General features: G+C 58.8%; 17 protein-coding genes. 9 read left to right on the top strand and 8 right to left on the bottom strand.

The genetic code is table 11. From position 1 onward, the window contains the following. Positions 1 to 119 precede the first annotated feature (119 nt). From dbpA to N7D90_RS01715, 4 genes are all read left to right on the top strand, one after another. Entirely contained in the window at positions 120 to 1,457 is a 1,338-nt protein-coding gene (gene dbpA, locus N7D90_RS01730; RefSeq protein WP_261742358.1) for an ATP-dependent RNA helicase DbpA, read from the top strand. 154 nt (positions 1,458 to 1,611) lie between these two features. Beyond that, a complete protein-coding gene (locus N7D90_RS01725; RefSeq protein ID WP_261740617.1) occupies positions 1,612 to 2,790 on the top strand; it encodes an NAD(P)/FAD-dependent oxidoreductase in 1,179 nt (392 codons plus the stop codon). A 187-nt stretch (positions 2,791 to 2,977) separates the two neighbouring features. Further along, on the top strand, positions 2,978 to 5,152 hold the full coding sequence (yccS, locus tag N7D90_RS01720; protein ID WP_261740616.1) for a YccS family putative transporter: 2,175 nt from the start codon (positions 2,978 to 2,980) through the stop codon (positions 5,150 to 5,152). Between the two features lie 64 nt (positions 5,153 to 5,216). Then, entirely contained in the window at positions 5,217 to 5,678 is a 462-nt protein-coding gene (locus N7D90_RS01715; RefSeq protein WP_261740615.1) for a GNAT family N-acetyltransferase, read from the top strand. Here N7D90_RS01715 and N7D90_RS01710 read toward each other — a convergent pair. Together N7D90_RS01710 and N7D90_RS01705 are read right to left on the bottom strand one after the other, a co-directional pair. Then, complete coding sequence (locus N7D90_RS01710; RefSeq protein ID WP_261740614.1) at positions 5,669 to 5,965, bottom strand: winged helix-turn-helix domain-containing protein; 297 nt, start codon at positions 5,963 to 5,965, stop codon at positions 5,669 to 5,671. The two genes, N7D90_RS01715 and N7D90_RS01710, sit on opposite strands and share 10 nt — an antisense overlap. A 136-nt stretch (positions 5,966 to 6,101) precedes the next feature. Beyond that, positions 6,102 to 6,590 carry a M48 family metallopeptidase gene (locus tag N7D90_RS01705; protein ID WP_261740613.1) on the bottom strand — a complete coding sequence of 163 codons (489 nt, stop codon included), beginning with the start codon at positions 6,588 to 6,590 and terminating at the stop codon, positions 6,102 to 6,104. Positions 6,591 to 6,779: 189 nt separating this feature from the next. Between N7D90_RS01705 and N7D90_RS01700 the strand changes: the two genes are divergently transcribed. After that, the gene (locus N7D90_RS01700; protein WP_261740612.1) at positions 6,780 to 7,172 is read left to right on the top strand and encodes a hypothetical protein; all 393 of its coding nucleotides are present in this window, start codon (positions 6,780 to 6,782) and stop codon (positions 7,170 to 7,172) included. A 57-nt stretch (positions 7,173 to 7,229) separates the two neighbouring features. On the opposite strand, the gene fba is transcribed toward N7D90_RS01700, so the two are convergent. The 5 genes from fba to tkt all read right to left on the bottom strand — a co-directional run bounded on the left by fba (position 7,230) and on the right by tkt (position 13,169). Further along, positions 7,230 to 8,294, bottom strand: a complete 1,065-nt coding sequence (gene fba, locus N7D90_RS01695) for a class II fructose-bisphosphate aldolase (protein ID WP_004419605.1) — start codon at positions 8,292 to 8,294, stop codon at positions 7,230 to 7,232. Between the two features lie 260 nt (positions 8,295 to 8,554). Beyond that, positions 8,555 to 8,773: a hypothetical protein gene (locus tag N7D90_RS01690; RefSeq protein WP_261740611.1), complete on the bottom strand. Its 219-nt coding sequence runs from the start codon at positions 8,771 to 8,773 to the stop codon at positions 8,555 to 8,557. Between the two features lie 32 nt (positions 8,774 to 8,805). Continuing rightward, positions 8,806 to 9,969 (bottom strand): phosphoglycerate kinase, encoded by a 1,164-nt coding sequence (locus tag N7D90_RS01685; RefSeq protein WP_261740610.1) that lies wholly within the window; start codon positions 9,967 to 9,969, stop codon positions 8,806 to 8,808. A gap of 26 nt (positions 9,970 to 9,995) precedes the next feature. Further along, entirely contained in the window at positions 9,996 to 11,051 is a 1,056-nt protein-coding gene (gene epd / locus N7D90_RS01680) for an erythrose-4-phosphate dehydrogenase (protein WP_261740609.1), read from the bottom strand. Positions 11,052 to 11,171: 120 nt separating this feature from the next. Next, positions 11,172 to 13,169, bottom strand: a complete 1,998-nt coding sequence (gene tkt, locus N7D90_RS01675; protein ID WP_261740608.1) for a transketolase — start codon at positions 13,167 to 13,169, stop codon at positions 11,172 to 11,174. A gap of 260 nt (positions 13,170 to 13,429) precedes the next feature. Here tkt and N7D90_RS01670 point away from each other — a divergent pair, with 260 nt between their 5' ends. The 3 genes from N7D90_RS01670 (at position 13,430) to N7D90_RS01660 (ending at position 16,226) form a co-directional block, all read left to right on the top strand. Continuing rightward, entirely contained in the window at positions 13,430 to 14,425 is a 996-nt protein-coding gene (locus tag N7D90_RS01670; RefSeq protein WP_261740607.1) for an ArsR/SmtB family transcription factor, read from the top strand. Positions 14,426 to 14,444: 19 nt separating this feature from the next. Continuing rightward, positions 14,445 to 15,635: a methionine adenosyltransferase gene (gene metK, locus N7D90_RS01665; RefSeq protein ID WP_261740606.1), complete on the top strand. Its 1,191-nt coding sequence runs from the start codon at positions 14,445 to 14,447 to the stop codon at positions 15,633 to 15,635. A gap of 195 nt (positions 15,636 to 15,830) precedes the next feature. Next, positions 15,831 to 16,226 carry a DUF1090 domain-containing protein gene (locus N7D90_RS01660; RefSeq protein ID WP_019827986.1) on the top strand — a complete coding sequence of 132 codons (396 nt, stop codon included), beginning with the start codon at positions 15,831 to 15,833 and terminating at the stop codon, positions 16,224 to 16,226. A 67-nt stretch (positions 16,227 to 16,293) separates the two neighbouring features. Here N7D90_RS01660 and N7D90_RS01655 read toward each other — a convergent pair whose 3' ends face one another. Then, complete coding sequence (locus N7D90_RS01655; RefSeq protein WP_261740605.1) at positions 16,294 to 16,743, bottom strand: c-type cytochrome; 450 nt, start codon at positions 16,741 to 16,743, stop codon at positions 16,294 to 16,296. Between the two features lie 128 nt (positions 16,744 to 16,871). Between N7D90_RS01655 and N7D90_RS01650 the strand changes: the two genes are divergently transcribed. Next, complete coding sequence (locus N7D90_RS01650) at positions 16,872 to 18,014, top strand: murein transglycosylase A (protein WP_261740604.1); 1,143 nt, start codon at positions 16,872 to 16,874, stop codon at positions 18,012 to 18,014. The last annotated feature ends 161 nt before the right edge of the window (positions 18,015 to 18,175 follow it).

Here is an 18,175-nt window from a genome sequence, read left to right as displayed (position 1 = left end):
CGTCCAGAATGTTCAGGCAAAGGGCATGGGACTGGTACACTACGCGACATTTTGTTTTGCAGGCCAGTCCCGTGACCACCATTGCCACCGCTTTTAACACTCTGCCTCTGTCCGCCGCCATGCTGGCTAACCTCGACTCCCTCGGTTATGCCCAGATGACGCCGATTCAGGCGCAGAGCTTGCCGGTGATCCTCAAAGGCATGGACCTGATCGCTCAGGCCAAGACCGGTAGTGGCAAAACTGCCGCCTTCGGCATCGGCCTGCTGAACCCGATCAACCCGCGCTTCTTCGGCTGCCAGGCCCTCGTGATCTGCCCTACCCGCGAACTGGCTGACCAGGTCGCCAAAGAAATCCGCCGTCTGGCCCGCGCTGAAGACAACATCAAAGTGCTGACCCTGTGTGGCGGTGTGTCGTTCGGCCCGCAAATCGGTTCGCTGGAGCACGGCGCGCATATCATCGTCGGCACCCCGGGCCGTATTCAGCAGCACTTGCGCAAAGGCTCGCTGGTACTGGACGGTCTGAACACCCTGGTACTCGACGAAGCTGACCGCATGCTGGACATGGGCTTCTACGACGCTATCGAAGACATCATTGTCAAAACCCCGGAGCGTCGCCAGACCCTGCTGTTCTCGGCCACCTACCCGGTGGGCATCAAGCAGCTGTCGTCCAAGTTCATGCGCAACCCTCAGCAAGTAAAAGCCGAGGCACTGCACACTGACAGCCAGATCGAGCAGCGCTTCTACGAAATCTCGCCTGAAGAGCGCATGAGTGCTGTGACCAAGGTGCTGGGCCACTTCCGCCCGCAATCTTGTGTAGCGTTCTGCTTCACCAAGCAGCAGGTTCAGGAAACCGTTGATCACCTGACCTCCAAAGGTATTTCGGCTGTCGGCCTGCATGGCGATCTGGAACAGCGCGACCGCGACCAGGTACTGGCGATGTTTGCCAACCGCTCGACTTCGGTTCTGGTTGCCACCGACGTTGCGGCCCGTGGTCTGGACATCGACGCGCTGGACATGGTGCTCAACGTTGAGCTGGCCCGTGATTCGGAAATTCACATTCACCGCGTTGGCCGTACCGGTCGCGCTGGCGAAAAAGGCGTTGCGATCAGCCTGGTTGCGCCGTCCGAAGCGCACCGCGCCCAGGCCATCGAGCAGCTGCAAAAGGCCCCGCTGAACTGGGAAACCCTGGACACCCTCACCTCGCAAGGCGGCGCACCGTTGCTGCCGGCCATGAGCACGCTGGTGATCGGTGCTGGTCGTAAAGACAAGGTTCGCCCTGGCGATATCCTCGGTGCCTTGACTGGCGACGCAGGCATTCCAGGTGCCCAGGTTGGCAAGATCGCGATCTTTGACTTCCAGGCCTACGTGGCTGTTGACCGCACCGTGGCCAAACAGGCTGCCCAGCGCTTGAGCGAAGGCAAAATCAAAGGCCGCGTATTGCGCGTTCGGGTTTTGTAAGAGATCGCCTGAACACTGGCGATCAAATGTGGGAGCGGGTTTGCTCGCGATGCAAACAACTCGGTTCAGCTGAATGACCGAGGTGCTGCAATCGCGAGCAAGCCCGCTCCCACATTAGGTTTGGCTTGAATATAAATTTTGTGAGGACACCGCTTTGCGCTCTACCGACGTTGTGATTATTGGCGCTGGCGCCGCAGGTTTGATGTGCGCGCTGACCGCTGCCGGGCGTGGGCGCAAGGTCATGTTGGTCGACCACGCCAACAAGGCAGGAAAGAAGATCCTGATGTCGGGCGGTGGCCGCTGCAACTTCACCAACATGTACACCGAGCCCAACAATTTCCTGTCGCAGAACCCGCACTTCTGCAAGTCGGCCCTGGCGCGCTACACCCAGTGGGATTTCATCGAACTGGTGTGCAAGCACGGCGTGCCGTATCACGAGAAAAAACTCGGCCAACTGTTCTGCGATAACAAATCCAGCGACATCCTCGAAATGCTCCTCGATGAGTGCCAAAAAGCGGGCGTCAGCCTGCACCTGGACACCTCGGTCGAGCAGATCGAAAAAACCGACAACGGTTACAGCCTCAATACCACGCTGGGGCCGATTGATTGCCAGTCACTGGTGGTCGCCACCGGCGGGCTGTCGATCCCGACCTTGGGCGCCACAGGTTTTGGTTATCAAATAGCCAAACAATTCGGCCACACCCTACTGCCCACCCGCGCAGGGCTGGTGCCGTTCACCATCACCGATCAGCTTAAAGAGATCTGCACCGAACTCTCCGGCACGTCGGTGGATTGCCTGGTGAGCTGCAACGATCAGAGCTTTCGGGAAAATATCCTGTTCACCCATCGTGGCTTGAGCGGACCGGCGATCTTGCAGATTTCGTCGTTCTGGAATACCGGTGACACGGTTGAAATCAACCTGCTACCCGACCTCGATGCACTGCAGTGGCTGCACACCCAACAGGCCGAACGCCCCAACAGCGAGCTGAAAACTCTGCTCGGTGAAATTTTCACCAAGAAGATGGCCAATCTGCTCGCCGAGCACTGGTTCGAGTCCAAGCCGATGAAGCAGTACACCCCGGCTGAACTCGCGCAGGTAGCGGACAAACTGGCGAGCTGGAAAGTAGTACCGGCCGGCACCGAAGGCTATCGCACGGCCGAAGTGACCCTGGGCGGGGTCGATACCCGCGAGGTGTCGTCCAAGACCATGGAATCGCTGAAAAGCCCGGGTTTGTATTTTGTCGGCGAGGTACTGGATGTGAGCGGCCATCTGGGCGGCTTCAACTTCCAGTGGGCGTGGGCTTCGGGGTATGCGGCGGCGCAGTACGTCTAGTCCAAGACCGTATCGCGGCTTTCGCGAGCAGGCTCGCTCCCACAGGTAAATTGCACTGCTCTTGTGGGAGCGAGCCTGCTCGCGATGGCAACCCCAAAAAATATTTTGTGTTCGATGTGACAGTGCCATTGCGCTGTCGTCTTAACTGGCTCAAGTTAGCGAATCACGAGCCAGGCACCGCCACTTCATGTCATCGAAAAGCTTTCAGCATTCCCTGCGCCGCTTGTGGGCGCTGGACAAGTTCAGTTACAGCGTCCGGGTGTTTGTCGCCCTGACCGGCAGCATGGCTTTTTGCTGGTATCAGGATGAGATGTCGCTGCTGATCCCGCTGTTCCTGGGGATTATCGCCAGTGCGTTGTCCGAGACAGATGACAGCTGGCAAGGCCGCCTGAACGCCTTGCTGGTAACGCTAGTGTGTTTCACCGCCTCGGCATTCAGTGTCGAACTGCTCTTCCCCTACCCCTGGTTAATGGTCTGCGCGCTTGCGCTAGCCAGCTTCGGCCTGACCATGCTCGGGGCGCTGGGCGAGCGCTACGGGGCGATTGCCTCAGCCACGCTGATTCTGGCCGTGTACACCATGATCGGCGTCGATCAGCGCGGCGGCGAAGTCACCAACTTTTGGCATGAGCCCTTGCTGCTGGTTGCTGGTGCGGCGTGGTACGGGATGTTGTCGGTGCTGTGGCAGGCGCTGTTTTCCAACCAGCCGGTGCAGCAAAGCTTGGCGCGGTTGTTTTGGGAACTGGGCCTGTACCTGAAAATAAAATCGTCGCTGTTCGAGCCCATTCGCAAGCTGGATGTCGAAGCGGGCCGACTTGAACTGGCCCGGCAAAACGGTCGAGTGGTAGCGGCGCTGAACAGTGCCAAAGAGATCATCCTGCACCGGGTCGGCAACTCCCGGCCGGGCTCCAAGCTCAGCCGCTACCTCAAGCTGTACTTCCTCGCGCAGGACATCCACGAGCGCGCCAGCTCTTCGCACTACCCGTACAACGCCCTCGCAGATGCCTTCTTCCACAGTGACGTGATGTTCCGCTGCCAGCGCCTGCTGCGCCAGCAAGGCGTGGCCTGCCAGCGTCTGTCGGAGTCGATCAAGCTGCGCCAGCCGTTTGTCTACGATGACAGCTTTGCCGAGGCCCTGAGCGATCTGCACGCCTCCCTCGAACACTTGCGTATCCAGAGCAACCCGGCCTGGCGCGGCCTTTTGCGTTCACTGCGGGCGCTGGCCGCCAACCTTGGCACCCTTGATCGTTTGCTGAGCGACGCGAGCAACCCCGACAACCTGGCCGATGCCACCGACAGCAGCCTGCTGGACCGTTCGCCGCGCAACCTCAAGGATGTCTGGTCACGCCTGCGCCAGCACCTGACGCCAACCTCGCTGATCTTCCGCCACGCCCTGCGCCTGCCGCTGGCCCTGAGCATCGGTTTTGCAATGGTGCACTGGATTCACCCGAGCCAAGGTTACTGGATCATCCTTACCACGCTGTTCGTGTGCCAGCCGAGCTACGGCGCCACGCGGCGCAAATTCAGCCAACGCATCATCGGCACCGCTATCGGCCTGGCCGTGGGCTGGGCACTGTTTGATCTGTTCCCCAATCCGCTGGTGCAGTCGATGTTTGCCGTAGTGGCCGGGGTCGTGTTCTTTATCAACCGCACCACCCGCTACACCTTGAGCACTGCAGCCATCACCCTGATGATCCTGTTTTGCTTCAATCAGGTGGGCGACGGCTACGGGCTGTTCCTGCCGCGACTGTTCGATACCCTGGTGGGCAGCGTGATTGCGGCGGCGGCAGTGTTCCTGTTCCTGCCGGACTGGCAGGGCCGTCGACTGAATCAGGTGCTGGCCAATACCTTGAGCTGTAACAGTCAGTATCTGCGCCAGATCATGCAGCAGTACGCTCAGGGCAAAAGCGACAACCTGGCGTATCGACTGGCGCGCCGTAACGCCCATAACGCTGATGCAGCGCTGTCGACCACGCTGGCCAATATGCTGATGGAACCGGGGCACTTCCGTAAGGATGCCGACATGGGTTTCCGCTTTTTGGTCATGTCCCACACCTTGCTCAGCTATCTGTCAGGCTTGGGCGCGCACCGCGATACCGAGTTGCCCGCTGAAGTTCGCGAGCAGTTGATTGAAGAGGCCGGGTGCAAGATTGCCGACAGCATCGATCAGATCGCCCAAGGCCTGGCCACCAAGCAAACGGTGGCGGTGCAGAGTGACGAGGAAGAGACGCTGGCCAACGCGCTGGAACAAATGCCCGAGGAGCTCGATGAAAACCAGCGCCTGGTGCAAACCCAACTGGCGTTGATTTGCCGCCAGCTCGGACCGCTGCGCACCCTGGCCGCGCATTTGATCAAGACGCCGTAGAGCTTGGCCTCAGTGTGCATCGCGCCTACTATCGGGGCATGAACTCCCCAACAAGGACAAGACCGTGACCACTGACTGGCTCTGCAAACACCACAACGACCTGGGCAAAGAGCAGCTCTACGCCATACTGGAGTTGCGCTCAAAGGTATTCGTCGTCGAGCAAAAATGCGCCTATCAGGACGTCGACGGGCAGGACCTGACGGGGGATACCCTGCATGTAATGGGCTGGCAGGACGATCAACTGGTGGCATACGCCCGCGTGCTCGATCCTGAATCCCAGGGCGGCGACGTAGTGATTGGCCGCGTGATCATTGCCCCCGAGGGTCGCGGGCAAAAGCTTGGGCATACGCTGCTTGAACAAGCCCTGGAGAACATCGAAGAGTACTGGTCGGGACAGCCCGTGTTCCTGTCCGCCCAGGCGCACTTGCAGCCGTTCTATGAGCAACACGGGTTCCTCGCCGAGGGCGAACGCTATCTTGAAGATGACATCCCGCATATCGGCATGCGCCTGACACCTCAGGGGTAACCCAGCACCTGCTTGATCTGCACCAGATGCTCGCCGACCCAGTTTTTATCGACCGGGCCCCAGCTGCGAATCTGATAGCGCCCGGCATGGTTGCGGGCGCCATCCTGCTGTTCAAACTCGCAAACGATATCCAGATCAGCCAGGGCGGCAATGGTGTCCTGCGCGGTACGACGCGGCATGCCGGTCACTTCCGTCAGTGCAGGCACGCTGCTGGCGGTCTGGCTGTCGATCAACCAGGCCACGTACAAGCGCCGGTAAAAACTGCTTTTGGTTTTGCTGACGTCCATATAGAACTCCATTCAGGTGGGGCAATAAACCTGTAGCCGCTGCCGCAGGCTGCGATAAGGGCCAAAGGACCTTCGTCGGTTATTCAGAAACACGGGGCGCTGCGCTCCCCCTCGCAGCCTCGTACCTGGGCAGCGGCTACAAGTCCCGCCAGGTCAGATACACCCGCAGGTCAAACTCCAACTGGTGATAACCCGGCAACATGTACTCGCACAACTTGTAAAACGCCTTGTTGTGGTCTGACTCCTTCAGATGAGCCAGTTCGTGAACCACGATCATCTTCAGAAACTCGGGCGCTGTATCCTTGAACAACGAGGCCACACGCAACTCTTTCTTGGCCTTGAGCTTGCCGCCCTGGACCCGCGAAATGGCGGTGTGCAAACCCAGCGCACGGTGGGTCAGGTCGAGCTTGTTATCAAACAGCACTTTGTCAAAAGACGGCGCATTGCGCAGGTATTCCTGCTTGAGCTCCTGCGCGTAGGTGTACAGCGCCTTGTCACTTTGTATGGCGTGACGTTGTGGATAACGCTCGTTCAGGTAACTGCTCAGCTGGTCGCGCTCAATCATCTGGCGCACCTGCTCTTGCAAGGTCTGGGGGTAAGCCTGAAGGTATTTGAGAACAGTCATGGGGGGGGCAACGCACAGCATAAAAGTACGCCAGTGTAGCGAATTCAACCCCAACGCTACTACGTCAGACTTTTACACCGCCAAGAGACGGACATTTCCGAGAAAGCCTGATACCCACATGCGCTGCTTGCAGCTATGAAAGACCCGGGGCTATCTTCACCAGTCGCCGATGATCCCCGTGGAACAGACATGAAAAAGACGACGCCCGACGATCCCAAAGCAACTGGCATCAAGCGTGATGATCATCAGCACGATGAGGCTACCCGGCGCATTCTCGACGCCATGCTCCAGGCCCCACCTGTTTCCCTCGACAGCCTCAAGCCCACACAGGCACTCAAGACCAGCCCAAAATCCCCCTTTGGCGTGCTGCCTGACATTCGTGCGATAGAAGCGTTGTCCCATGTTTCACTGATGCTCAAAAGCACCGAAGAGGTCTCGGATGAAATCACCGTATTCGCCAGCGGCATAGAGCGCGGCCTGGTCTGGTCACTGGTGCATTCGGTCGAGATGTCGCGTTCACTGGTCGATGCGCTGCTCAGGGCAAACGGCGTCGATCCGGAACAAATACACCGGAGCGCATGAAAACCGCGCCCACAAAAAAGCCCGCATCGCTGCGGGCTTTTTTATAACGCTCGGGTCTTAGTTGACCTTGGCGTTCAGCTCACCCTTGAGGTAACGCTGGTACATGGCTTCCAGAGAGATCGGCTTGATCTTCGAAGCGTTACCGGCAGTACCGAAGGCTTCGTAACGAGCGATACACACGTCACGCATGGCAGTTACGGTTGCGCCGAAGAACTTGCGCGGGTCGAACTCGCTCGGGTTGGTCGCCATCAGGCGACGCATGGCACCAGTCGATGCCAGACGCAGGTCGGTGTCGATGTTGACCTTGCGCACGCCGTGCTTGATGCCTTCAACGATTTCTTCTACCGGCACACCGTAGGTTTCTTTGATGTCGCCGCCGAACTCGTTGATGATCGCCAGCCACTCTTGTGGAACAGAGGACGAGCCGTGCATCACCAGGTGAGTGTTCGGAATGCGTTTGTGGATTTCCTTGATACGGTCGATAGCCAACACGTCACCGGTAGGTGGCTTGGTGAACTTGTAAGCGCCGTGGGAAGTACCGATGGCAATTGCCAGGGCATCCACTTGAGTGCGCTTGACGAAGTCAGCCGCTTCTTCCGGGTCAGTCAGCATCTGGCTGTGATCCAGAACGCCTTCTGCGCCAATACCGTCTTCTTCGCCAGCCATGCCGGTTTCCAGCGAACCCAGGCAGCCCAGCTCGCCTTCAACCGACACACCGCAAGCGTGAGCCAGGGCAACAGTCTGCTGAGTAACGCGAACGTTGTAGTCGTAGTCGGTTGGGGTTTTGCCGTCTTCGCCCAGCGAGCCGTCCATCATGACCGAGCTGAAGCCCAGCTGGATCGAGCGCTGGCAAACGTCAGGGCTGGTGCCGTGGTCCTGGTGCATGCACACCGGGATATGCGGGAATTCTTCGATTGCAGCCAGGATCAAGTGACGCAGGAATGGAGCACCTGCGTACTTGCGCGCGCCGGCCGAAGCCTGAACGATCACCGGGGAGTCGGTCTTGTCAGCGGCTTCCATGATGGCGCGCATCTGCTCAAGGTTGTTGACGTTGAAGGCTGGAACGCCGTAGCCGAATTCGGCGGCGTGGTCCAACATCTGGCGCATGCTGATAAGTGCCATTGTGTGTGTCTCTCCCGGACAAGGGTCGTTAATCGTGCAAGCCTGCCGTAGCGGCGGCTGCTATTCAAGTTATTGCAGATCGGGGGTTGGCCCCTGAAATGCGGATTTTGTGTAGCTGAAACGTTACAGCTTCAGCTATAGCTGCTCGAGCCAAATATGGGAGCGAGCATGCTCGCGATGTAGGCAACTCGGCATATTTGCCTCATCGCGCTGAAGTTGTCGCGAGCAGGCTCGCTCCCACAAGTAGGGCACATTTCAAATCAAGGGCACCCACGCTCTTGTGAAGCCTTGGGCGACTCGTATTTCTCCAGCGCCTCAGGCCCTGAGCGTTTATTGACCAGCGGTACGCTTTGCGCCTGCCAGTCTGCCTGGTAGCAACCACTCTCTTCAGGGGTGGCTGCTTCGGGCGTCGGCGTGTTCGAACCGGCGCAACCGGCCAAAAAGCCCGCGATCATCAACAGCGGTAACAACTTGACCATGTCCATGCTTCCTTTCAGGGCCAGAATCACATTCAGGCTTTGGCGCGGCTTTCCAGAACTTCAACGGCAGGCAGTACCTTGCCTTCGACGAACTCAAGGAACGCACCGCCACCGGTGGAGATGTAGGAGATTTGATCAGCAATACCGTACTTGTCGATAGCCGCCAGTGTGTCGCCGCCACCAGCAATCGAGAACGCTGCGCTATCAGCAATGGCCTGGGCCAGAACCTTGGTGCCGTTACCGAACTGGTCAAACTCGAACACGCCAACCGGGCCGTTCCACAGAATAGTATTGGATGACTTGAGCAGCTCGGCAAAATGCGCAGCCGTTTGCGGTCCGATGTCCAGGATCATGTCGTCGCCAGCAACGTCAGCGATCAGCTTGACGGTTGCAACGGCGCTTTCGGCAAACTCTTTAGCCACTACCACGTCAGTCGGCAAAGGTACGTTGACCTTGGCGGCGATAGCGCGGGCGGTGTCCAGCAGGTCTGGCTCGTACAACGATTTACCCACTGGGTGACCGGCTGCAGCCAGGAAGGTGTTGGCGATACCGCCACCCACGATCAGCAGGTCGCAGATCTGGCTCAGGCTGTTGAGCACTTCCAGTTTGGTCGACACCTTGGAACCGGCAACAATCGCCGCCATCGGCTTGGCCGGGGCGCCCAGGGCCTTGCCCAGTGCGTCCAGCTCAGCAGCCAGCAACGGGCCCGCAGCGGCAACCTTGGCGAATTTGGCCACGCCGTGGGTCGAACCTTCGGCGCGGTGAGCGGTGCCGAATGCGTCCATCACAAACACGTCGCACAGAGCAGCGTATTGCTTGGCCAGTTCGTCGGCGTTTTTCTTTTCGCCCTTGTTGAAGCGTACGTTTTCGAACAGCACGATGTCGCCCGCTTTGATCTCGACACCATTGAGGTAGTCGCTGACCAGCGGCACTTCACGGCCCAGGGCCTTGCTCAGGTATTCAGCCACTGGCTTGAGGCTGTTTTCAGCCGAAAACTCGCCTTCAGTCGGGCGTCCCAGGTGCGAGCAGACCATAACCGCCGCGCCTTTTTCCAACGCCAGCTTGATGGTCGGCAGCGCAGCGAGGATACGCGCATCGCTGGTGACTACACCGTCCTTGACTGGGACGTTGAGGTCTTCGCGGATCAGTACGCGTTTACCTTGCAGATCGAGGTCGGTCATCTTCAACACGGTCATGGGTCGCAATTCCTGAGTTTCTAATGTTAGAGAGCGGGTTTGGAGTGGGTAACGTGCAAGTAGTGCTCTGCCACATCGATCATTCGATTGGCAAAACCCCATTCGTTGTCGAACCAGGCCAACAGGTTCACCAGCCGGGGGCCGGAAACGCGGGTCTGGCTGGCATCGACAATGGCCGAATGCGGGTCATGGTTGAAATCACAACTGGCGTGCGGCAACTCGGTGTATGCCAACAGGCCTTTGAGCGGGCCGCTGGTGGCGGCCTCGCGCAGTACGCGGTTAACTTGTGCGGTGTCCGTGTCGCGGGCCGTGGTCAGGGTGATATCCAGGCATGACACGTTCAAGGTCGGAACCCGCACCGCTTTGGCTTGAATTCGGCCAGCAAGTTCCGGCAACAAACGTTCAATACCTTTGGCCAGCCCGGTAGACACCGGAATCACCGACTGAAATGCCGAACGCGTACGCCGCAGATCTTCATGGTGGTAGGCATCAATCACCGGCTGATCGTTCATTGCCGAGTGAATAGTGGTGATCGATACGTACTCGAGGCCAAACGCCTGATCCAGCAAACGCAACAGCGGCACGCCACAGTTGGTGGTGCAGGAGGCGTTGGATACCAGTCGCTCTTCGCCGGTCAGGCTGTGCTGGTTAACGCCATACACGATGGTGGCGTCGACATCTGCGTCGCTGGCCATCGGTTGCGAAAACAATACACGGGGTGCCCCGGCATCAAGGAAGCGCTGGCCGTCGGCGCGGGTGTTGTAGACGCCGGAACATTCCAGCACCAGATCAACGCCCAATGCGGCCCAGTCGATCCCTTCGGGAGTGGCACTGCGGAACACTTTCACGCAGTCGCCATTGATATGCAGGCAGTCGCCTTCGATCCGTATCTCACCGGGGAACCGGCCATGAGTGGAGTCGAAGCGCGTCAAATATTCGAGACTGGCCATATCGGCCAAATCATTGAGTGCAACAATTTCAAACCCGGCGTCAGCACCTCGCTCAAACAACGCACGCAAGACGCAACGACCAATTCGGCCGTAGCCGTTGAGTGCAACTTTGTAAGGACGCGGTTGAGGCATGGGGTTCTCGATTACCAAGGTGAATCCTTCACACTTTCGCGAGCAGGCTCGCTCCCACATGGGCTATGTAGATCCCTGTGGGAGCAAGCCTGCTCGCGAAGAGAGCAGCCTCTTTGTTACTTAGTCTTCCAGCAGCTCTTCAGCCTGACCCAGGATGTTTTCCAGGGTGAAGCCGAACTCTTCGAACAAAGCAGGCGCAGGCGCCGACTCGCCGTAGGTGGTCATGCCGATTACGCGACCTTCCAGGCCCACGTACTTGTACCAGTAGTCAGCGTGGGACGCTTCGATCGCGATACGGGCGCTAACCTGCAGCGGCAGAACCGACTGTTTGTAGCCTGCATCTTGAGCTTCGTACACGCTGGTGCATGGCATCGAAACGACACGGACCTTACGGCCTTGTTCGGTCAGTTTCTCCCAGGCCTGAACTGCCAGGCCCACTTCGGAACCGGCCGAGATCAGGATCAGCTCAGGCTCGCCTGCGCAGTCCTTGAGCACGTAACCACCACGGTTGATGTCGGCGATCTGACCAGCATCACGGGTTTGGTGGTTGAGGTTCTGACGCGAGAAGATCAACGCGGACGGGCCGTCGTTGCGCTGCAGGGCGAATTTCCAGGCCGCTGCGGATTCAACCGCATCAGCCGGGCGCCAGGTGTCCAGGTTCGGCGTGGTCCGCAGGCTGGTCAGTTGCTCGATTGGCTGGTGCGTCGGGCCGTCTTCGCCCAGACCGATGGAGTCGTGGGTGAACACATAGATCACGCGCTGCTTCATCAGAGCCGACATGCGGATGGCGTTGCGGGCGTATTCCATGAACATCAGGAAAGTCGCGCCGTAAGGCACCAGGCCGCCGTGCAGGGCGACACCGTTCATGATGGCGCTCATACCGAACTCGCGTACGCCGTAGTACACGTAGTTGCCGCTGGCGTCTTCAGCTGAAACGCCTTTGCAGCCTTTCCAGATGGTCAGGTTGGAGCCGGCCAGGTCAGCGGAGCCGCCCAGCAGTTCTGGCAACAGCGGGCCAAAGGCATTCAGCGCGTTCTGGCTGGCTTTGCGGCTGGCGATGGTTTCGCCTTTGGCAGCCACTTCATTGATGTAGGCGGTGGCCTTGGCATCGAAGTCAGCTGGCAGTTTGCCGCTCAGGCGACGGGACAGCTCGCCAGCCAGTTCAGGGAACTCGGCTGCGTAGGCTGCGAAGCGCTTGTCCCACTCGGACTCAGCCGCAGCACCGGCTTGCTTGGCATCCCATTCGGCGTAGATATCAGCCGGGATTTCAAACGGACCGTGGTCCCAGTTCAGAGCTTTACGGGTCAGGGCGATTTCGTCGTTGCCCAGTGGAGCACCGTGGCAGTCTTCCTTGCCCTGCTTGTTCGGCGAGCCGAAACCGATAGTGGTTTTGCAGCAGATCAGCGTTGGCTGATCGCTTTTACGTGCAGTTTCGATCGCGGTCTTGATTTCATCCGGGTCGTGACCGTCAACGTTACGGATCACTTGCCAGTTGTAGGCTTCGAAACGCTTTGGCGTGTCGTCGGTGAACCAGCCTTCAACTTCGCCATCGATGGAGATGCCGTTATCGTCGTAGAACGCGATCAGCTTGCTCAGGCCCAGAGTGCCGGCCAACGAGCCAACTTCATGGGAAATGCCTTCCATCATGCAGCCATCACCCAGGAACACGTAGGTGTGGTGATCGACAACGTTATGCCCAGGACGGTTGAACTGCGCGCCCATGACTTTTTCTGCCAGGGCGAAGCCCACAGCGTTGGCCAAGCCCTGACCCAACGGGCCAGTGGTGGTTTCAACGCCTGGCGTGTAGCCCAGCTCCGGGTGACCCGGGGTGCGGCTGTGCAGCTGGCGGAAGTTTTTCAGGTCGTCGATCGACAGGTCATAGCCGGTCAGGTGCAGCAACGAGTAGATCAGCATCGAACCGTGGCCGTTGGACAGCACGAAGCGGTCACGGTCAGCGAACGAAGGGTTGCTCGGGTTGTGCTTCAGATAATCGCGCCACAGTACTTCGGCGATATCCGCCATACCCATAGGGGCACCTGGATGGCCGCTGTTGGCTTTTTGCACGGCATCCATGCTGAGTGCACGAATGGCGTTGGCACGCTCACGACGGCTGGGCATCGCTGTTCTCCTGGGTATTGAAAGTTAAATCGAAACGGAAAAAAGGCGAGCATTTTCCCTCAGGCAGAGCCACCGGGCAATGACAGATAGTCGCTTGAGGCGTTTTTCCTGCGCTTAACCGTTCAACCTGTTAAGGATCGGACATTTCATTTCGTTAATAAGCACATGTCATCCGACAGACGAACCAGTTATCGACCAATATCAAAAAGTTTTGATATTGGCCTTGCAGGGGCTTGAGCGGGTAACTAGACTGCGGCCCCATGAACTTACACGTGCCTTCAATCCGCCATAACGATTGCGAAGAGCTCTGGGCCCTGTGCAAGGCTGGAGGCGATCCGCTGCGACTTAATGTTTTGCGGGCGCTGGCCAACGATTCGTTTGGCGTGCTGGAACTGGCGCAAATTTTTGCCACCGGTCAATCCGGGATGAGCCACCATCTCAAGGTGCTGTCCCAGGCGCGTCTGGTGGCGACACGGCGTGAAGGCAATGCGATTTTTTACCGTCGTGCCCTGCCCCACACCGAGCAACAAGGCGGCAAACTGCATGCAGCACTGCTGGAAGAGGTCGACAACCTGACCTTGCCCGCCGATGTACAGGCGCGTATCAGCGCAGTACACGGCCAACGTGCAGCAGCCAGTCAGGACTTTTTCTCACGCATAGCCGAGAAGTTTCGCGCTCAACAGGATTTGATCGCCGGCTTGCCGCAATACCGGGACAGCGTTTTGGCGCTGCTCGACAAACTGAGCTTCAGCCCAGCGGCCACGGCCCTGGAAGTCGGCCCCGGCGATGGCAGCTTTCTGCCCGATCTGGCCCGTCGCTTCCATCAGGTCACAGCACTGGACAACAGCCCAGCGATGCTTGAGCTGGCCCGCCAGGTGTGTGAACGCGAGTCACTGAACAACGTCAGCCTGATCCTGGCCGACGCGCTGCACGATGCACAGATCCAGGTTGACTGCGTAGTTGTGAACATGGTCTTGCACCATTTCGCCGCACCGGCCGAAGCACTCAAGCAACTGGCAACCTTGCTGCAACCGGGCGCAAGCCTGCTGGTAACAGAGTTGTGCAGTCATAATCAGGCGTGGGCCCGCGAGGCGTGCGGTGATTTGTGGCTGGGTTTTGAACAAGATGATCTGGCCCATTGGGCCACCGCTGCGGGACTCGTTCCCGGGGAAAGCCTCTATATAGGCTTACGTAATGGTTTCCAGCTTCAGGTCCGCCACTTTCAGCGGCCAGCTGGCGACACTCACCATCGGTAAATATTAGGAAACCGTCGAGATGAGCGAATACTCCCTTTTCACCTCCGAGTCCGTGTCTGAAGGGCATCCGGACAAAATCGCCGACCAGATTTCTGACGCGGTGCTGGACGCCATTATTGCTGAAGACAAGTTCGCCCGTGTGGCGTGCGAGACTCTGGTGAAAACCGGCGTAGCAATCATCGCGGGCGAAGTGACCACTTCGGCCTGGGTTGACCTGGAACAGATCGTTCGTGACGTGATCACTGACATCGGCTACACCAGTTCCGACGTCGGTTTCGACGGTGCGACCTGCGGCGTGATGAATATCATCGGCAAGCAGTCCCCTGACATCAACCAGGGTGTTGACCGGGCCAAGCCTGAAGATCAGGGCGCCGGCGACCAGGGCCTGATGTTCGGCTACGCCAGCAACGAAACCGAAGTGCTGATGCCAGCACCGATTACCTTCTCGCACCAACTGGTTCAGCGCCAGGCCGAGGCCCGTAAATCCGGCCTGCTGCCTTGGCTGCGCCCGGACGCCAAGTCCCAGGTGACTTGCCGTTACGAAGGCGGCAAGGTTGTAGCCATCGACGCAATCGTGCTGTCGACCCAGCACAACCCTGACGTGTCGTACAAAGACCTGCGCGAAGGCGTGATGGAACTGATCGTCAAACACGTGCTGCCAGCCGAGCTGCTGCACAAGGACACGCAGTTCCACATCAACCCTACTGGCCAGTTCATCATCGGTGGCCCAGTGGGCGACTGCGGCCTGACCGGTCGCAAGATCATCGTTGACACCTACGGCGGCATGGCCCGTCACGGCGGCGGTGCGTTCTCGGGTAAAGATCCATCCAAAGTTGACCGTTCGGCTGCCTACGCCGGCCGTTACGTAGCTAAAAACATCGTAGCTGCAGGCTTGGCTGATCGTTGCGAGATCCAGGTTTCCTACGCTATCGGCGTCGCTCAACCGACTTCGATTTCGTTGAACACCTTCGGCACTGGCAAAATCTCCGACGACAAAATCATCAAGCTGGTACGTGACATATTCGACCTGCGTCCATATGCCATCACCACCATGCTTGACCTGCTGCACCCGATGTATCAGGAAACTGCAGCATACGGCCACTTCGGCCGTACGCCGCAGACCAAAACAGTTGGCGACGATACCTTCACCACGTTCACGTGGGAGCGTACCGACCGCGCTGAAGAGCTGCGCGCTGCTGCAGGTTTTTAATTAGTCCTGCTGCACCAAAAGCCCCGGACAGGTAACTGTCCGGGGCTTTTTGCTGCTGGCGGGTACACATGTGGAACAAACACAGCGAATTGCTGGGCCGCGGATGCTGCTAACATTCACGGTTTCGATCAGCCGAGGCGCAAGTTGCGCGTCGTTTTAACCTTTTTTATTGTCATTTTTATCATGGAGCCATTTATGAAATTACTTTCACCGCTCGCCCTATTTACTGTTTGCGGCCTGCTGGCTGCCCCGTTGATGGCCGCAGATGCTGCCCCCGAACTGACCGGTTGTGCTGCCAAGAAACAAGCCATCACCCTGCAACTTGAGCAGGCTCGCGCCCACGGCAACAGCAACCAGGTCGCTGGCCTGGAAAAAGCCTTGAGTGAAGTCACCGAACACTGCACCGACGCAGGCCTGCGCAAGGAACGCGAAAACAAGGTGCTGGAAGCCAAGCACGAAGTCAGCAAGCGCCAGGCGGATCTGGACAAGGCCATGAAGAAAGGCGATCCGGAAAAAATCGACAAGCGCAAAAACAAGCTGGCTGAATCGCGCAAGGAACTGCAAGAAGCCCTGGATCAGCTGGACAAGTAACAGCACACCCTCACCCCGACCCTCTCCCTCAGGGAGAAGTTTAGGGTGAGGGCGCTTTGGCCTTTAATCAGTGATTCCTGAATTCCTTGTGGCACGCACTGCAGGTGTCTTCGACTTTCTGCACTGCAGGCGTCAGGTTGCTGGCCTTGTAGGGTTGTACCTGGCTGGCGATAACCAGCTCGCCCGTGGCGGCTTCCAACTGGTGCGCCAGCTCCTGAAAGCGGGCCTGCTTTTGCCAGACGTCATCGGTCGCGCTGGTTTGAGCAGTTTCCTTGACCTGAGGGAAGTGCTTCCAAGGCTCGTGAGCCAAGGCATCCAGCTTGATCGCGCCCTCAGTAAAGCGCGGGCCGTCGAAGGGAATCCGGCCACGCAGCATGCCACCCAGCTCTTCGCTGGTCTTGAGCATTTGCTTGAAAATCGCTTTACGCTGGCCCAGCGGCGAATCGGGATCAACCCCACCGCACGCAGTCAGCGTCAGGCAGGTCAGCACTACAACAGTCAATCGTTTAAGAGTCATGGTGGCTTCAGGTCACGGAAATCGGTCGCCAGTATCCTCGCGTCACCTGCAAAGACCAATACCCCTATTGAATATAAGGATTGCCTGACGGTCATCCGGCCTCGGCAAACCTCGAAGGAACCTCGCACATGAGTATATTTTTCAAGCCGCTGACCTGGGCCTTGCCCGTTGTCATGTTGCTGGCCGGATGCAACGGCACTGACAAGGACGCCACCAAACCTGAACCCCACACCACCTACAGCAAGGCTGACTGGAGCGCACTGCCTGAAGTGACGGGCAGCGACCTGCAAAGCGGTTTTGCTTCATGGCGCAGCGCCTGCACCCGCCTCAAGGCCGACGCCAACTGGGGCTCCGTGTGCAGCGATGCAGCCGCCTTGCCTGCCAGCCCGAGCGTGGCCGAGATCAGCAGCTTTCTGCAAACCCACCTCGACGTGTACAGCTTGCGCTCCGCCGAAGGCAGCAGCGACGGCCTGATCACCGGTTACTACGAGCCGGTCTACCCTGGCAGCCTCAAGCCTACCCAGGCCGCCAATGTGCCGATCTACGGCGTACCGGCTGACCTGATCGTGGTCAATCTGGACAGCATCTACCCTGAACTCAAGGGCAAGCGCCTGCGCGGACGCCTTGATGGTCGCGTGCTCAAGCCTTACGACACCGCCGAGACCATCAACAGCAAAGGTCTAAATGCGCCCGTATTGGCCTGGCTGACCGACCCTATGGACCTGCAGTTCCTGCAAATCCAGGGCTCGGGCCGGGTACAACTCGACAATGGTCGCCAGTTGCGCATCGGTTACGCCGACCAGAACGGCCACCCGTACAAGCCGATTGGTCGCTGGCTGGTCGAGCAGGGCGAGCTGAAAAAAGAGGACGTGACCATGGGCACTATTCACGCTTGGGCGATGGCTAACCCGCAGCGCGTACACGAGATGCTGGCCAGTAACCCGAGCTATGTGTTTTTCACCCAGAACCCCGATAGCAACGAAGGCCCGCGCGGTTCGCTGAACGTGCCGCTGACAGCCGGTTACAGCGTGGCGGTAGACCGCAAAGTGATCCCGCTGGGCAGCCTGTTGTGGTTGTCGACCACCCAAGCCAACGGCCAACCCATCGTGCGCCCGGTTGCCGCCCAGGACACCGGTGGCGCCATTGCGGGTGAAGTGCGGGCAGACTTCTTTGTCGGCACCGGCCCAGAGGCCGGGCAAATTGCGGGCGACATGAAACAGAAGGGCAATATCTGGCTGCTGTGGCCTAAAGGGGCGGCGTTACCGCAGTAGCTGCAACCCGCTCTTCGTAGCAGTTGACGAGTAGAACGAGGCTACGTCCGGCGGCGTAGCCGTCGTAAAACCTGTACTTGCGGCCTATCAGGTAGACCGCGTACCCAGGCTTTATGATCGCTTCGCAATCGAACGCAGCCTCGTTCCTTCGGCAGCTGCTA

The organism is Pseudomonas fragi (assembly GCF_025426255.1).
In the GTDB taxonomy this organism is placed as follows: Bacteria; Pseudomonadota; Gammaproteobacteria; order Pseudomonadales; family Pseudomonadaceae; genus Aquipseudomonas; species Aquipseudomonas kulmbachensis.
This window is presented reverse-complemented; position numbering and strand designations above follow the sequence as displayed.

Bases quoted from the DNA above. Each gene is read 5' to 3' on its own strand.
- dbpA (WP_261742358.1), top strand. From the start codon at position 120: ATGCTGGCTAACCTCGACTCCCTCGGTTATGCCCAGATGACGCCGATT.
- yccS (WP_261740616.1), top strand. From the start codon at position 2,978: ATGTCATCGAAAAGCTTTCAGCATTCCCTGCGCCGCTTGTGGGCGCTG.
- N7D90_RS01710 (WP_261740614.1), bottom strand. From the start codon at position 5,965: ATGGACGTCAGCAAAACCAAAAGCAGTTTTTACCGGCGCTTGTACGTG.
- N7D90_RS01705 (WP_261740613.1), bottom strand. From the start codon at position 6,590: ATGACTGTTCTCAAATACCTTCAGGCTTACCCCCAGACCTTGCAAGAG.
- N7D90_RS01700 (WP_261740612.1), top strand. From the start codon at position 6,780: ATGAAAAAGACGACGCCCGACGATCCCAAAGCAACTGGCATCAAGCGT.
- fba (WP_004419605.1), bottom strand. From the start codon at position 8,294: ATGGCACTTATCAGCATGCGCCAGATGTTGGACCACGCCGCCGAATTC.
- N7D90_RS01690 (WP_261740611.1), bottom strand. From the start codon at position 8,773: ATGGTCAAGTTGTTACCGCTGTTGATGATCGCGGGCTTTTTGGCCGGT.
- N7D90_RS01685 (WP_261740610.1), bottom strand. From the start codon at position 9,969: ATGACCGTGTTGAAGATGACCGACCTCGATCTGCAAGGTAAACGCGTA.
- epd (WP_261740609.1), bottom strand. From the start codon at position 11,051: ATGCCTCAACCGCGTCCTTACAAAGTTGCACTCAACGGCTACGGCCGA.
- tkt (WP_261740608.1), bottom strand. From the start codon at position 13,169: ATGCCCAGCCGTCGTGAGCGTGCCAACGCCATTCGTGCACTCAGCATG.
- N7D90_RS01670 (WP_261740607.1), top strand. From the start codon at position 13,430: ATGAACTTACACGTGCCTTCAATCCGCCATAACGATTGCGAAGAGCTC.
- metK (WP_261740606.1), top strand. From the start codon at position 14,445: ATGAGCGAATACTCCCTTTTCACCTCCGAGTCCGTGTCTGAAGGGCAT.
- N7D90_RS01660 (WP_019827986.1), top strand. From the start codon at position 15,831: ATGAAATTACTTTCACCGCTCGCCCTATTTACTGTTTGCGGCCTGCTG.
- N7D90_RS01655 (WP_261740605.1), bottom strand. From the start codon at position 16,743: ATGACTCTTAAACGATTGACTGTTGTAGTGCTGACCTGCCTGACGCTG.
- N7D90_RS01650 (WP_261740604.1), top strand. From the start codon at position 16,872: ATGAGTATATTTTTCAAGCCGCTGACCTGGGCCTTGCCCGTTGTCATG.